General features: G+C 55.7%; 7 protein-coding genes. 5 read left to right on the top strand and 2 right to left on the bottom strand.

Annotated features, from left to right (window positions below):
• Positions 1–324: 324 nt before the first annotated feature.
• Both CU669_RS11595 and CU669_RS11590 read right to left on the bottom strand, forming a co-directional pair.
• Positions 325–1,035, bottom strand: coding sequence for a response regulator transcription factor (locus tag CU669_RS11595; RefSeq protein ID WP_112144787.1), 711 nt, complete (start codon positions 1,033–1,035; stop codon positions 325–327).
• The gene (locus CU669_RS11590) at positions 1,032–2,501 is read right to left on the bottom strand and encodes a sensor histidine kinase (protein ID WP_112144785.1); all 1,470 of its coding nucleotides are present in this window, start codon (positions 2,499–2,501) and stop codon (positions 1,032–1,034) included. Before CU669_RS11590 ends, CU669_RS11595 begins: the two co-directional genes overlap by 4 nt.
• Before the next feature lie 308 nt (positions 2,502–2,809).
• Between CU669_RS11590 and CU669_RS11585 the strand changes: the two genes are divergently transcribed.
• From CU669_RS11585 to CU669_RS11565, 5 genes are all read left to right on the top strand, one after another.
• Complete coding sequence (locus CU669_RS11585; protein WP_112144784.1) at positions 2,810–5,911, top strand: PAS domain S-box protein; 3,102 nt, start codon at positions 2,810–2,812, stop codon at positions 5,909–5,911.
• A complete protein-coding gene (locus CU669_RS11580) occupies positions 5,908–9,582 on the top strand; it encodes an ATP-binding protein (protein WP_112144782.1) in 3,675 nt (1,224 codons plus the stop codon). The genes CU669_RS11585 and CU669_RS11580 overlap by 4 nt, the downstream gene beginning before the upstream one ends.
• On the top strand, positions 9,579–10,652 hold the full coding sequence (locus CU669_RS11575; RefSeq protein ID WP_112144781.1) for an HD domain-containing phosphohydrolase: 1,074 nt from the start codon (positions 9,579–9,581) through the stop codon (positions 10,650–10,652). The genes CU669_RS11580 and CU669_RS11575 overlap by 4 nt, the downstream gene beginning before the upstream one ends.
• Before the next feature lie 461 nt (positions 10,653–11,113).
• On the top strand, positions 11,114–13,225 hold the full coding sequence (locus CU669_RS11570) for an adenylate/guanylate cyclase domain-containing protein (RefSeq protein WP_112144778.1): 2,112 nt from the start codon (positions 11,114–11,116) through the stop codon (positions 13,223–13,225).
• 7 nt (positions 13,226–13,232) lie between these two features.
• Positions 13,233–14,234 carry a DctP family TRAP transporter solute-binding subunit gene (locus tag CU669_RS11565; RefSeq protein ID WP_112144776.1) on the top strand — a complete coding sequence of 334 codons (1,002 nt, stop codon included), beginning with the start codon at positions 13,233–13,235 and terminating at the stop codon, positions 14,232–14,234.
• Positions 14,235–15,131 lie beyond the last annotated feature (897 nt).

Raw genomic sequence — 15,131 nt, 5'->3', positions numbered from 1 at the left:
CCGAAATCGAAGCCCCTCCGGGGCTCCGAGCCCGGCCCCATTGCTCAACCCGCGCCAGACGGCGTAACTTTAGTCGGGACTCTACCCATGGCTGGATGAAAGTTCCACGGCAGGTCACCAAGGACTAACCGCCCGGAAAAGGGCGATGGGGTCGAATTCTACGCCATCAATCACCATCGGGTCAGGCGGGAGGTCGATCCGAGCCTGGGCTACCGATCTTGGCAATTACGGCCTGCACCTCATGCGTCTACACGCATCGATCCCGACGCAATGGCGAGGCGATCTCATCGATCCACTGCCGGTCGAGGATATCACTGGACCGGTCTACCAGATGTGTTTCGCCCGCTGGCCCGGAGCCAGTTTAGAAAAATCCAGCCGCCCCAAATCAATTAGCCCTTCCATGCCAAGCTTATCCATTGCCCGCTGCCGATGAAGCTTTACGGTCCGAAGGGCAATTCCGAGGTGGGCTGCGATGTCGCGATTGAACATTCCTTGAGATGCCAAGCGGATGATCTCGTATTCACGCGGTGTCAGCGAAGCGATCCGCTCCGCCATGTCGATTGCCAGCTCGCCTGATTCTTGCCGCTGGAGACTGAATGTCAGAGCTTTACCGATAGCTCCGAACAGAAGATCTGCCTCGAAGGGTTTGAGCAGGAAATCGACAACTCCGGCGCGAAAGGCTGAAATCGTCTCGACGGCACCGCTGTTGCCGCTCATCAGAATAAGCGGGATGTCTCCGACCTCCGACAGCCTTCGCTGTAGTTCGAGCCCGTCTATTTTTGGCATCTTGACGTCACTCAAGATGCAAACCGGGCCAGGAAAATTGCGCGAGTGGTGCAGGGCCGCCTCGAAATAGGCTCCGGCAGAAGCATAGGACTCGCAGGCATATCCCTCCATTTCGATGAGGCTGATCAGGGCGAGAAGGATTTCGGAATCATCGTCGATGACGATAACTTTACCTCGCTTGCACCGTTCGGCCAGCCGAACGTCGGCGATGGTTACCGGAGTTCGGGTGCGCAGCTTTGGCTTATTCATACCCGCCCCTCCGGTGTGCCGCGATGAAGGGGAAGGGAGATTTCAAACACGGCCCCTCCGCTCTTGGCGTTTCGGAAGGTCATTTCGCCACCATGTTGGGCCAAAATTGCCTGGGAAATCGCCAGCCCCATTCCTAGGCCGCCGGGTTTAGTGCTGAAGAACGCCGTTCCAGCCTGGACCAAGCCAGCCTCGGTTAGGCCAGGGCCATTGTCCGCGATGGTAAGGGTTGCCTTGTCGTTTAGCACGGCGATGGTGACGGCGACCCGCGCAAGTGCGTTTTCCTGCTGCGTCGCCAGGGCATCCATGGCATTGCGGCACAGGTTGAGAATGACCTGGGACAATTGGACGGCATCGCCGATGACCGGAACCGGCTCTCGCGGTGCGACGACGACCACGTCAACCAGCTTTGAATTGGCATCGTGCCGAATCAGGTCCACGGTTTCCTGCCCAATCGCGGTCAGGTCCAGTGCCACTCGTTCGACGGAATGCGGGCGAATGAAGGAGCGAATCCGCTTCACGATCTCATTGGCTCGTCGGCTATTGACCTCAATTCTTCCCAACAGCTCGGCCAACTGCGGATATTCCATTCGCCCGCCTTTTATCCCGCGTTTGGCGGTTTGGACATTGCTCAAAATCGCCGTCAACGGCTGGGTCAATTCATGGGCGAATGATGACGACAATTCGGCGATTCCGCTTTGACGGTCAAATAGAGCCAGTTGGATGGCGAATCGATTGGTCTCTTCCTCCCTGGCCAGTCGCGCTGCGGAATCGGTCCTGTGCTTCAAGGCATCTTCCAGCACAACACCAAAAAAGCAGATATGGCCGATCACCGCCGACAGGATCAAGCAGACCGCCAGCGTGTAAATGTTCAGATTTCCCCCGATGATATGATAGGCGGTGTCCTGGTCGCTGAGCGGGCTATACCCCACGAGTTGAGCAATGACGGCAGAGACACGCCAAAGCCCGGAAAGGGTGGCAAGTCCATAAATTCGGCCGAGCCATCGCAAAGACGCGCTGTTGTGTTTGCGCCCCAATTGCCAAGCGGTACCCGTGAAATAAATGAGTGCCCCGACCAGACATATGGTCGCGAAGGCGACGCGGACATGGCCGACCTCGTCAAAGTGCCGCAAGACCTCGAAACCCGCCATGTAGACCAAAGAAGCCGTTAGAGATTTCTCCCAATGGACTTGGCCGAGGAAACAGGCGTGCAAAGCCTGGGCGCGCAGCAAGAATGACCAGAAGATCAGAATATTTGCCACGGGATAGGAGAGCAAGTCGGGCACGATTCCCCGCAGCACGGCCAGGAGCAGCCAGCCGACCCCGAACATCAGGCTGCCACCACACCAGACGGATGTCGCCGTCGATTGGTAGGGCTTCAGCACTCCCCAGGCGACAAGGGGCAGGCCGATATACATCAGGCAGCCGATCAGGTAAGCGGTCCTGATGTCAAAGGTAAAGCTTGTCATCTTATTCAGGCCGATTCACTCGGAGGACACGACAAAGGGGGGGACTCACCGTCGTAATCTCGTACGAGATTATACCTTCAGCCGGGCTGCGCAATTGCCCCCGGGGGCAATTGCGATAGAGCGTAATTATTGCTGCAATTGCCCCCGGGGGCAATTGCAGGTCCGTGCAGGGCGCATATCATCACCCTGGCCTCCCTATCTCGTGGGGACGGCTTTGGCGCGGCCAGAACCACATTGCCAGAACCACTTTTTGATCGAAGTCGTCCGAGGGCGGGTCACCACGAATGCGTGATAGGAAACCTTGACCGATGCCGAAGGCTTTGAAGCGTGCTCCGATGCGAGTTCTGGTGGTGGAAGACAGCCGCTTCTTCGCTTCGATTCTCCGGAAGGGAATTGAGGAGAAGCTGGGCTTCCTCATCAGCCTCGCCTCGGATCGCGCGCAAGCCCGCAAGCTGCTTGCCGATCACCCGAATGACTTCTTCGCGGCCCTGGTCGATTTACACCTTCCTGATTGCAGCGAAGGTGAGGTGGTGGATGATACCGTCGCCGCAGGAATTCCGACCATTGTGTTTACGTCCTCGTTCGACGACGGATTACGCGAACTGGTGCTGGCCAAGAATGTGGTCGATTACGTCACCAAGAACAATCCGACCAGCGTCGAACAGGTCCTCTCGATGCTTCGCCGCCTCGCAGTCAACGGCAGCATGAAGGTTCTCGTCGTTGATGATTCCAAAACCTCTCGCCGACTGATATCCCGGCATCTTCAGGCCCACAATTTTCAAACCGTGGAGGCGGGAAGCGGTCGCGAGGCCTTGGCCCTGCTGGATTCGAATCCAGACACTCGCCTTGCCATCATCGATTACAATATGGACGGAATGGACGGTTGCGCCCTGATCACCGAGATTCGGCGCCGTCACGCGCGAGAGACGATGGTGCTGATCGGCATTTCGGCCTATGGCAACAATCTCCTCTCCGCCCGCTTCATGAAGGCCGGGGCCAGCGATTTCATCAATAAGCCGTTTATTCCCGAGGAGTTGTTCTGCCGCATCTACCAGAACCTTGAACTGATCGATCACATTACCGCCCTAACCAGGGAAACCGCTGAACGCAAATTGGTGGAGCGCGGGGCCGCCGAGCTTTCATCCATCAATGAAACCATGATCTCCAATTCGGCTCTCGGCATTGCCGTCTACCGCGGGACCGGAGAATGCGTCGTCGCCAATCCGGCCCTGGCGGCCATGATTGGCGGAACCGTCAAGAAGCTGAGATGTCAGAACTTCCGCAAGATCCCGTCCTGGGTCGAAACCGGTTTGCTCGCGCTGGCGGATCAGGTTCTGTCCAGTGGTCGTCCCGCCCATCACTCATGCCTGATCAACACGACGTTCGGAAAGCGCTTCTGGGCCGAGGTGGACGTTTCCTCCTTCATCAAGGATGGCGAGCCGCATCTGCTGCTGGCCTTCCGGGACGAAACCGTGTTGAAGGACACCGAGCAAAAATTTCAGCGCGAACGGTCAAAGCTGCTGGCGGTGCTCAACTCATCGGCCATAGGCATTGTCACAATCAACCATCTGGGCATAATCCAAAGCGTCAATCCCGCGACAGAAGCCATATTCGGCTGGTCCGTAATGGAAATGGCGGGAAAGAACGTCAACATGCTTGCACCGGAACCGCATAAAAGCATGCATGACGATTACATCACCCGCTATCGCCAGGGAACGGAACCGAAGGCCATCGGCAAGCGACGTGAAGTCCAAGGCCAGCGCAAGGACGGATCGACATTTCCCATGGAACTGACCGTCAGTGTGATCCATGACGATTCCGGCGACATGACCTTTATCGGCATGGTCACCGATGTCTCCGAGCGCCATGCGGCCGATGCCGCCGTGCGCCGCTTGTCCAGCGCGGTGGAAAACAGTTCAGCCATTGTGGTCATCACCGATCGCGAAGGTCGCATCGAATACGCCAATCCCAGAATTTGCGAGGTCAGCGGCTATAGCCGCGATGAGTTGATCGGGCAGACTCCCGCAATCTTCAAATCCGGCGAAACCAAGGACGAGACCTACCGCTCCTTGTGGCGAGCCATCCGCGTGGGAGAGGTCTGGCGGGGGGAATTTCACAATCGTCGCAAGGACGGCTCGCTGTATTGGGTGAAGGCCAATATCGATCCCATCCGAGATGAACATGGAACAGTCACCCACTTCGTCGCGGTGGAGGAAGATGTGACCGAAAGCCGGAAGGCCCAAAAAGAGTTAGAGGCTGCCGTCGAGGCGGCGGAGGCGGCCAATCGGTCAAAGTCGGAATTCCTTTCAAACATGAGCCATGAACTCCGCACCCCGCTCAACGCGGTTCTTGGCTTTGCCCAGATCCTTGATTTCAACGCCAAGGAACCGTTGACTCCGTCACAGAAGAAATGCGTGGACCGCATCTTGACGGGGGGACACCACCTTCTGGAATTAATCAGTGAAATCCTCGATCTCTCCAGAATTGAAGCGGGGCGGGTTGAACTCTCCATGGCCGATGTGAGGCTAAGCGAACTGTTGGAAGAATGCCGGAGCTTCGTGCAGCCGCTGGCCGACCGTCAGGGTATATCCATTGCCATCACGGCAGCATCGAATTTGTCGGTAAGGGCCGACTACACTCGGTTGAAGCAAGTTCTGCTGAATCTATTCAGCAACGCGATCAAGTACAATAATTCACAGGGCAAGGTTTATATTGGATGCGAGGCGGTGGACGGAGACATGGTCGAGATCACCACGTCCGACACCGGCATCGGAATTCCGGAGAGCCTGCAGGCGGAACTGTTCATGCCCTTTTCGCGGCTGGGGCAGGAAAACTCTTCCATTGAAGGAACCGGAATTGGGCTGACCATCACCAAGCGTTTGGTGGAAATGATGGGGGGTATCATCGGCGTCAACAGCGTCTTTGGCGAAGGGACGACGTTTAGCGTCACATTGCCGTCGTCGGGAACAGTCCTTCCTTTCGAACAGCCCGCCCGTGGCGATGCGGCGGTGGCGGTGGTTGATGATCATTGCGGAACCGTCGTCTATATCGAGGATAATCCGGCCAATATCGAACTTATGGAGATGGTTTTCTCTCGCCTGGAAAAGGTTCGTCTATTGACCGCCCCGGATGGAAAATTGGGGATCGAACTGGTTCGAAACAATCGGCCGGATCTGATTCTTCTCGACCTGAATCTGCCAGGTATGGATGGCTTTGAAATTCTCAAATTCCTGCGACATTTGGACGAGGCCGCAAATACCCCGGTATTTGCCTTGACCGCGTCGGCGACACCCGCGGATATGGAAAAAGGACGAAGGGCAGGGTTTCAGAAATACCTCACCAAGCCGTTCGTGATCGATGACCTGATCGAGGCGACACGCGATGCCTTGAATTTGGGTCGCATGGAATGATCGAGACCACCAGCCTCCATCGGCAATCGATTCGATGGCGATGGGTGCTATGCACCTTGGCCTTGGTCGCGATGGGCGCAATGATCACACCCGTTCATGCGGATGATCACCCCCCGCTCAATATTTTGTATATCTCGCCCTATGCCAGGGATTTGCCCAGCCAGATCGCGACCGAAGACGGCCTGGATCGTGTCCTTGGCTATCGATCGGGGGGGCGCAACAACGTCTTTATCGAGTATCTCGATACGATACGCCTGCCGCTCGCGGATTCCGAGGCCGCCCTGGCCGGTTTTATCGCGACGAAATATGCCCGCGTCCATCTTGATGCGGTGATCTCAAGCGGTTGGACGGCGGCTTCATTCATATCCAGGAATGCATCCAAATTCAGCGGGGCACGGCGCATATATGCCGATGTCTCATCCCTTGATCTCGACACACTGAGACAGAATGACGCCGTGGCGGAGGTGGTTCTGGGGCAGTCGGACTTTGGCAAATCCCTAGGTGAGGCCTTGGCGCTTAGCGGTGCGACCCGCGTCTATGTGGTTGGGGAATCCACGTCACCGACCGGAAAAATTCGGCTGGCTGCGTTTCGCAAGGCCGTGGCGGACCTCCCGTCCTCGACTTCGGTCGAATATCTTCTCGATCTTAAGCTTACGGATCTGCTTGAGCGAAGCGCCACCCTGCCCAAGGGGGCGATGATTTACTACCTGCTGACCTTTGGCGATGGCGAGGGGCGGGTCATGCGCCCCTATGACGTCGTGAGCCAACTGTCCCAGCGAGCCTCGGCTCCCATCTTCAGTCAGTGGGAATCGCTGATGGGCAGCGGGATCGTCGGCGGCTACATGCTGAGCGCGGAAAGCGTGGGAAGATCCATCGGTGCCGTGGTTCTCGGGGGTGTACCAGACATCAACAACAGCTTTGTCCATGTTTACGATTGGCGACAAATAGAGCGTTGGCGCCTGCAGGCCAATGCGCTTCCGACCGATGGGATCATCCAATTCCGACAGCCTGGGATATTCGACCTGTATCCCAGGCAGATATCCGGCATTGCCGTCGCTATCGTATCGTTGGTCGGCCTCCTGATTTTTCTTGCCCGTGTCCTTATGGAGCGCAATCTTGCGCTGGCGGCTGGCTTGGAGGATCGGGCAAAGCTGGCGGCACTGACCGATGATCTCAATTCTCGGATTGCCGAGCGAACACAGGATCTCTTCCGCACCCGGCATATTCAGGCGTTTGCCGCCGAGGTCTCACGGGGCTTCCTGGTCTCGACTCAACCCGACGACGCGTTTGCCCGGCTCGTGTCCGGTATCATCCGCATCACCAACAGCGAATTCGCCTTTCTCGGTCACGCTCTATTCGATGGCGAGGGCGAGCCGTATTTGCTGACCCGCGCCATCTCGAACAGCGCTGGGGATGCCGAGACTCGCGCTTTGCTGGCGAGCCAGCCGACGAGGATGGAGTTCCATAATTTGGACACTCTGTTTGGCCATACATTGAAAACGGGAGAGGCCGTGTTTTCGGATAATCCCGAGACCGACCCGCGATCAGGAGGCTTGCCGCCCGGTCATCCGCCGTTGCGAAATTACATGGGGGTGCCGCTCTACTTTGAAGACACGATGGTCGGCATGGTCGGCATCGCCAATCGAGACGGCGGTTTCAGCCAGCAATTGGCCAACGAGATGGAGGCCGTCTGGGCCGCCGCCGCCGGCATTCTGCACGCCGCTCGGAAGGACGAGGACCGCAAGAGAGTCGATGCGAAAATTCGTATTCTCTCCAGAGCGGTAGAGGCCAGCCCGTCGCTGATTATAATCACCGACCGCGAAGGCCTCATCCAATACGTCAACCCTCGCTTTAGTGAAGTGACGGGATATGAATTAGAGGAATCATCTGGACAAACACCATCAAAGCTTACTTTTGATGACAGTTGTAGCGATATATACACTAAATTCTTGCATGCACTCAACCTTGGTCAACCCTGGCGTGGAGAGGTGCGAAATCGAAAGAAGGATGGAACGTATTATGTCGCTGACGTTTCCATTGCACCAATATCTGACGATATCGGAGGAATATCTCATTTCGTCATTATTCAGGAGGATGTCACCGAAACGCTGATGGCACACGAGGCGCTGGCTGCCAATGAAAAGCGGTTCCGCGAACTGGTCGAATCGGCGGGAAGCACCTTCCACTTCTATTCTTTGGCCCCTGATTGCTCCTACCTCTATGCCAGCCCCAATTGCGTCGATTGGTTTGGCGTCGATCAGGAAAGCATAGTCGGCAAGGATTGGGTTGATATCGCGCGCTGGTCTGATGAATCCATCGGGAAAATGCTACGTGCCTTGCAAGAATGCCAACGGGGCACGATTCCGACGCCGGTCTCCCTCGAATTCTACTTGAATGGGACGTCACACCATCTGATCAGTTATCCCCATCCCGTCAAGGACACGAGAGGCAGGGTCATCAAGATTGAAGGACTTGCCGTCGATGTGACCGAGCGAACCAAGTTGGAGCGAAGGCTTCAAGTCGCTGTCGTGGAGGCGGAATCAGCCAATCAGGCGAAGTCTGATTTTCTATCGAGCATGAGCCATGAACTCCGCACCCCGCTTAACGCGATTCTCGGCTTTGCCCAAATGCTCGATTACAGCCCGAAAGAGCCGCTGAGCGTCTCCCAGAAAAAATGCGTGGATCGCATTCTCAAGGGAGGGCAGCACCTTCTTGAAATCATCAACGATATCTTGGACCTCGCCAAGATCGAGTCGGGCCGAATCGATCTGCATATGGAGGATATTGCCTTCGGCGACTTGGTCGAGGAGTGCCGAAGCTTCGTATTGCCTCTGGCCGAACGTCAGGGCATCGCGATCCATATCGCGTCCTTTACCGATTTGACGGTGCGGGCCGACTACACCCGTTTGAAGCAGGTTTTGTTCAACCTCATCAGCAATGCCATCAAATACAACCGCCCCAATGGACGGGTTGACATCTCCTGTGAACCGCAATCTGACAGCAAGGTTGTCGTGGTCGTCACCGACACGGGAATCGGAATTCCAGAGCGGGAGAAATCGGAAATATTCCAACCGTTTTCCCGTCTCGGGCAGGAGAGCTCAGGCATCGAGGGAACCGGCATCGGGCTAACGATCACGAAGCGCCTAGTGGAAGCCATGAACGGTTCACTGGACTTCACCAGTACTGTCGGCGAGGGAAGTGTTTTCCGCGTGACGATGCCCACGTCCGCGACAGCCTCGCATTCAAAGGATCTGCTTCCAGCAATCAGTCGAATGCCGCTCGATGAAATTAGGGGAAGAGCGCTCTATGTGGAAGATAACCCGGCCAATATCGAACTTATGGAGATGGTGTTTTCCCGTCTGCCGAATGTGGGACTGCTGACCGCATTATGCGGCGAGCGTGGTCTCCGGCTCGCCCGAATCACAAAGCCCGATCTCATCATTTTGGACATCAATCTGCCCGGCATGGGCGGGTATGAAATTCTGCAGCGGCTTCGCGATATGGACGAAACTAAGTCGACCCCAGTGTTTGCAGTGACAGCCGCAGCCACCCAGCTTGACATCGAGCGTGGGTGCAATGCCGGATTCGACAAGTATATGACCAAGCCATACGCGATAGAAGCGTTGATCGATGCCTTGCGCGAGGTATTTCATGGAGACTCAAGCAAATGAATGGCATTGATGCAAAAATACTAAGCTCTGCCATTCTTATTCTGGACGATACACGGGATAATGTTGATCTTCTAGAGATGATGCTCTTGATGGCAGGCTACAGCAACATCACCATTGTCACAGATTCTCGCGAAGTAGAGACCTTGTTTCAAAAAAATAGCTACGATTTACTTCTATTGGATATTCGCATGCCGCATCTGGACGGCTTTCAGGTGATGGAGCGCTTGGCGACGCTTATCCAAAACGACTATCTGCCGGTTCTGGTCCTTACTGCGCAGCAAGATCGCGACACTCGGATCAAGGCATTGGAGCAGGGTGCCAAGGATTTTCTGACCAAGCCCTTCGACCGTGCTGAAACACTGATGCGTATTCGCAATCTTCTGGAAGTCCGTGTTCTTTACAACGAACGGCGCCAGCATGCCGAAACTCTGGAACGAAAAGTCCTCGAGCGAACTCGAGAATTAGAAGACAAGGCCCTTGATCTGAATCAGGCTCAGGTGGAGATTATCAGAAGTCTTGGGCGTATCGCGGAATACCGGGATACGGATACTGCTGACCATACAGTTCGGGTGGCTAATATTTGCCGCATTCTGGCACTTGCCTGTGGATTAGGTGAAGAAGCCGCCGAACTGATCGCATTGGCCTCCCCGCTCCATGATGTGGGAAAGGTTGCCATTCCGGATTGCATTCTGCTCAAGCCTGGGCCGTTGGATGCCGACGAACTTAAGGTCATGCGGACCCACAGTATGTTGGGACATGAAATTCTTGGCTCTTACCCAAGCCCCCTTCTCGATACGGCACGTCTCATCGCCTCGGCCCATCATGAAAAATGGGATGGGTCCGGCTACCCCAACGGGTTGCGGGGCGAGGAAATCCCCATAGAGGCCAGGATTGTCGCAATTGCGGATGTCTTTGACGCCCTGAATTCCGATCGTCCCTACAAGAATAAATGGGCTATCGACGCCACAATCGGGTTCATTAAGGAGCAGGCGGGAATACATTTCGACCCAACCATCGTCGATGCCTTCCTGAGATCCCTGCCCACCATATTGAGGTCCTCGACGGTTTAATGTGTATCCCTCCAGAGCCTGCGTAATTGCCCCCGAGGGCAAAGCCGCATTCCGACAACAAATATTTTCCACTTTGCCCCCGGGGGCAATTGTCGAGGCGGGCGAATGAGCATTCAATAGTGCCAAAGTGCAACTGTTGCCGCTTCCGAAAGAGGGCGGAGTAGCGGTGACGGGGCGCCCGAATTTTGAAGCTGTTCCGAAGTGGAGCTTGCCGTGTTACCGCCGCGCCATTTTGCTTCCTGGTAGGGCTGGGATCGGGCGACACTGCCGTCAATCGGGGGGCGTTGGCCGCTCAAATGAGAAATATTGGCTGAAATGCCGGGTGAAGCTTAACCTCGATAACAGAGTGACGCGGGCTAATATCGCATCATCAATACCCAAGGTGTTCGCGCGTGATTTCTGTCGAATGATACGCAATTTCCACATTTTGCTCATGCAATTAAAGAAAAAACGAACCACGTATGCACAATAAATTCAAACTACACGTGGGAATTGCGCTGGCTTTCGTGCTGGCAACGATTCCGCTATTCACCGTTGTTATCGGCTATCTGTATATAAACAATACGAGACTAGCGCTAGAAACCGCATCGCAGTCTATGGAGCAGGCCTCCATCGATGTGGCTGAAAGCTTCAATACCCTTTTGGCGCCAGTCTCACGCATCGTCGATGCCTCTGCGGTTGTCGCCAAACTCGACCATTCTGGCCTGCGGCGAGTTGATGGATTGCGGCTGTTCTACGATCAGATTGAGAAACTTCCCTATATGTTCAGTTTCTTCATTGGGTTTGAATCTGACGGCGGATTCTATCAGGTGGTGCGCCGTGCCAAGGAACAAAAATCCATCGGCGCCGACGAGATTCCTTGGCCAGAAGGTAGTCATTACGCCTTACGCCTGCTGGATGCCAGCTCTGGAAGGCGGGCCAATAGTTATATCTTTCTAGCGGGGTGGGGCGACATAACCGGCTTGGACCGTCGGCACATGGCCTATGACCCACGCCAGCGATCCTGGTATAAATCCGCCGCCAAGAGCGATGACGTGATCATCTCAAATGTTTATTTCCTCAGCAGTGCGAGACGGCCTGGGTTTGCCGTTTCACGGCGGGTGAGTTCCGATTCCGGGCTGCTGATTGGTGTCGTGGGTGTTGATGTGACGCTTGATTCCATTGGCACGTTTCTCGACCGAAAGCGGATCGGCGAAAATGGCAGGGCCGTGCTGATCGATGCGGAGGGACGCCAGATTGCCAGATCTGGCGTCCTTGGCGACGATATGTCCGAAGCGCTCGTTGCCGCAGAATCATCGGAAGATCCCGTGATTGCCCAGGCGGTCCGGACCCGCAAGGAACGTGGCACTGACCATTTTACTATGGCTGACAGGGAGGGGCGCCGTTTCATGGTGTCGTTCCGACCGTTCAATCCGACCAGCGGTGCCTACTGGCAGGTGGGTATCATAGCAGAGGAGGACAACTTCACAGGCCCCATCCGCGAGACAACGTTACGTATCGTGGCAGTTGGACTGTTAATGCTGGCCTTGGCCCTTATCGCCATCTTTTTGTTGGCCCGGCGCCTCACCATATCCTTGCGCAGAATTTCTGATGAGGCAGCACGCATCCGTGACTTCGACCTTTCAAGCAAGTTCGTCATGTCGTCCCGCATCGACGAAGTGCAGAATCTGGGCGATACCATCGCCAATATGAAGACCAGCCTGCGCAATTTCAGTGTCTACGTACCCAAGGATCTGGTGCGCTCCATTGTCGCGTCGGGCCAGGAGGCGACCATCGGTGGGGAGCGCCGCCCGCTGACCATCATGTTCTCAGATATTGAGGATTTTACCAAACGCTCCGAGGCGCTGTTACCTGAAGATGTTCTGGGTGAGTTATCCTTGTATTTCCAGGCTATGTCCGATGCCATTCAATGCCATCATGGCATCATAGATAAGTTCATCGGTGATTCGGTAATGGCCATCTGGAACGCCCCTCGCGAGGACGCGCACCATGCCGTCAATGCGTGCCGTGCCATTCTGGCCTGCCAGAATGCCTGTGAACGACTGAACGCCGAGCATCAGAACGGAAAATTATTGCCGCTAGTGACCCGATTCGGTCTACATGGCGGCGAAGTGATGGTGGGTAATTCCGGCGCTGCCGAGCGCATGCAATACACGGTGCTGGGGGCTGCAGTTAACTTAGCGTCGCGTATTGAAAGCCTGAATAAGGTCTATGGCACCAAATTGCTAGTATCGGAATCAGTGGTAGCGGCAACCAGAGACAGTTTTCTATTTCGCCACGTAGATCTAGTGTCCCCAGCTGGAACGACTCAGGGCATCAGGCTGTTTGAGTTAATGGCAGAGCAGAGCGAACGTATCGATCCGATACTCCTGGCTCGCCATGCAGATTGGGAGGCGTGCCAGTCTCTTTACTTTGAGCGCCGCTGGGATGATGCCGCCTCAGCCTTCAAGGCATATATGGCAGCCCATGGAGATGAAAAGTTGGCCAAACTCTATGTCCAGCGCTGCGAGACATTTACCGTAAGTCCGCCCCCGCCTGACTGGAGCGGGATCCAGAGCTTCGATAGCAAATAGGCCCAATATGCGATTTCTCGTTTCCCTTGCCCTATTCTGTCTGACCGCTGTTGGACCACTGAGGGCCGAGACCGTATTCTATCTCGCCCATGCCAACCGCAATGATGGTTCCGACGTTCCAACCGCCGCTGCAGCTATCACCTTCAAGGAGGTGGTCGAGCGAGAAAGCGGAGGCACCATCCGTGTGGAAATTTTCCCAGAGGGCCAATTGGGCGGAGATGCCAGCGTGATGTCCTTGATCCGCAAGGGAATCGCGCAAGGGGCCATCATCTCGGTCGGCGGCTTGAAAAATATTTATCCGCAGATCGGTGTTCTCGACTATCCCTTCGCTTGGAAGAGCCTGGAAGACACCTACAAGGTTTTTGATGGCCCGTTCATGGACAGGCTGCGAGACGATTTCACTAAGCGAACGGGGCTATACCTTGCCGGTTTCGCCGATACCGGTGGCTTGTTTGTTCTGTCAAACAGTCGTCATGCCATCCATGGGCCTGCCGATCTCCAAGGCCTGAAGATTAGGACCATGGGCATCACAACCCACAAGATTATAGTCCGCGCCCTTGGGGCCGAACCGGTGGAACTACCCTGGAATGAATTACCGCCCGCGCTTCGCACCGGTGTGGTGGACGGGCAGATGAACCCGGCTTCCATCATCCGATTCGGCAAGCTTTACGAAGTTCAGAAATACGTCACCTTGACCAATCACCTCTACACACCCTATCCCTGGGTAATAAGCGCGGACTTTCTTGCAAAGCTTGAACCTGCACAGCGTGATGCTATTGACAAAGGGGTGAGGGACGGCATCAGAGCTAGCCGTGCTCTGGCAGCAAACCACAGGGATGATCTGACAAAGCTGGGCGAAAACATGATGGTCACCATCTTGAGCCCGGCTGAGCATGAGGCATTCCGTCGCAAGACCCAACCAGCCTTCATTCAGGCCATCGCCGAGTCCCTCGGAGAGGAGGGTAGCGCCCTATTGAACGGTCTGATCCTGGGTATTAACGCTCGGTGACAGATGGTGCGCCTGTCGGACTGACCAATGCCCCCCCTGACCCTAATGGCCGTGTTCATGCGGAGGAAACTTCGGTCTCAGGTCAAGCTGAACGAGGCCGAAAGCCTGCTCCAGCAACTGAAGGCCACCCAAAAAGCCGATGCACGCCGCAAAATCGCTGCCGAACCGTCAGCTACTGGTATGAGTCCTGACCCTAAGTCGCATGGCCCCCAGCACGATCTCTGTTCTCCTCGGCCGTAAGCGTCTCCTGACGGCTGCGGTTTCTCCGGCTTGACGGAGGCGATCAGGCGGCGGCAGGGATGCTGGCCTGAGCGCCGATGTTCCAGGGCAGCAGGTCGACAATCCGGTTGATGGGATGGTCGGCGATAAGGCCGATGACCTCACGCAGGTACAGAAGCCAACCGCTGACCAGGCAACTCTCAGACGTTTCAGCCCCCACAATCAAATTGGTTAACGGCTATGGCGAAAATGTTGGCCTACCGCATTCAACATCAGGCTGTCCAACAGAATTAGTTGTGGGTCTGAACACCTTCCCTCCCCCCCGGACATGCGCGACAGCCTCTTCAGCCGGAATCGGCAAAGCCACATCTTGGCTCGCAATCAGGGTCCGGCTTCCAGCGCTACGCCTTGCATAATGGGTGACAGCAGTTGTATCGGTGGCATGGCCGAGCAGAGCGGCGACCTCCGCGGGGCTGTAAGAGGTCTTGAAGTTTGCTGCAGCTTGGTGGCGGCAGCTATAAAGCGTATAATGTCGCTCAGATATCGGCCACAGAGTAAGGTTTGTCCGCCGCAATACTTCACTGAGATTTGCGGTAAATTTTTTATAGGAGCGCGGACCCCGGACGTTCCGAATATCGGAGAGCCAGCCGCGGATGATGCCTACATACTCGGCTGACA

Source organism: Paramagnetospirillum kuznetsovii, from assembly GCF_003284725.1.
Lineage (GTDB): Bacteria > Pseudomonadota > Alphaproteobacteria > Rhodospirillales > Magnetospirillaceae > Phaeospirillum > Phaeospirillum kuznetsovii.
This window is presented reverse-complemented; position numbering and strand designations above follow the sequence as displayed.

What these genes read in the sequence shown, in the direction of transcription:
- CU669_RS11565 (WP_112144776.1), top strand. Translation starts at nt 13,233, where the DNA reads ATGCGATTTCTCGTTTCCCTTGCCCTATTCTGTCTGACCGCTGTTGGA.
- CU669_RS11580 (WP_112144782.1), top strand. Translation starts at nt 5,908, where the DNA reads ATGATCGAGACCACCAGCCTCCATCGGCAATCGATTCGATGGCGATGG.
- CU669_RS11575 (WP_112144781.1), top strand. Translation starts at nt 9,579, where the DNA reads ATGAATGGCATTGATGCAAAAATACTAAGCTCTGCCATTCTTATTCTG.
- CU669_RS11585 (WP_112144784.1), top strand. Translation starts at nt 2,810, where the DNA reads ATGCCGAAGGCTTTGAAGCGTGCTCCGATGCGAGTTCTGGTGGTGGAA.
- CU669_RS11570 (WP_112144778.1), top strand. Translation starts at nt 11,114, where the DNA reads ATGCACAATAAATTCAAACTACACGTGGGAATTGCGCTGGCTTTCGTG.
- CU669_RS11590 (WP_112144785.1), bottom strand. Translation starts at nt 2,501, where the DNA reads ATGACAAGCTTTACCTTTGACATCAGGACCGCTTACCTGATCGGCTGC.
- CU669_RS11595 (WP_112144787.1), bottom strand. Translation starts at nt 1,035, where the DNA reads ATGAATAAGCCAAAGCTGCGCACCCGAACTCCGGTAACCATCGCCGAC.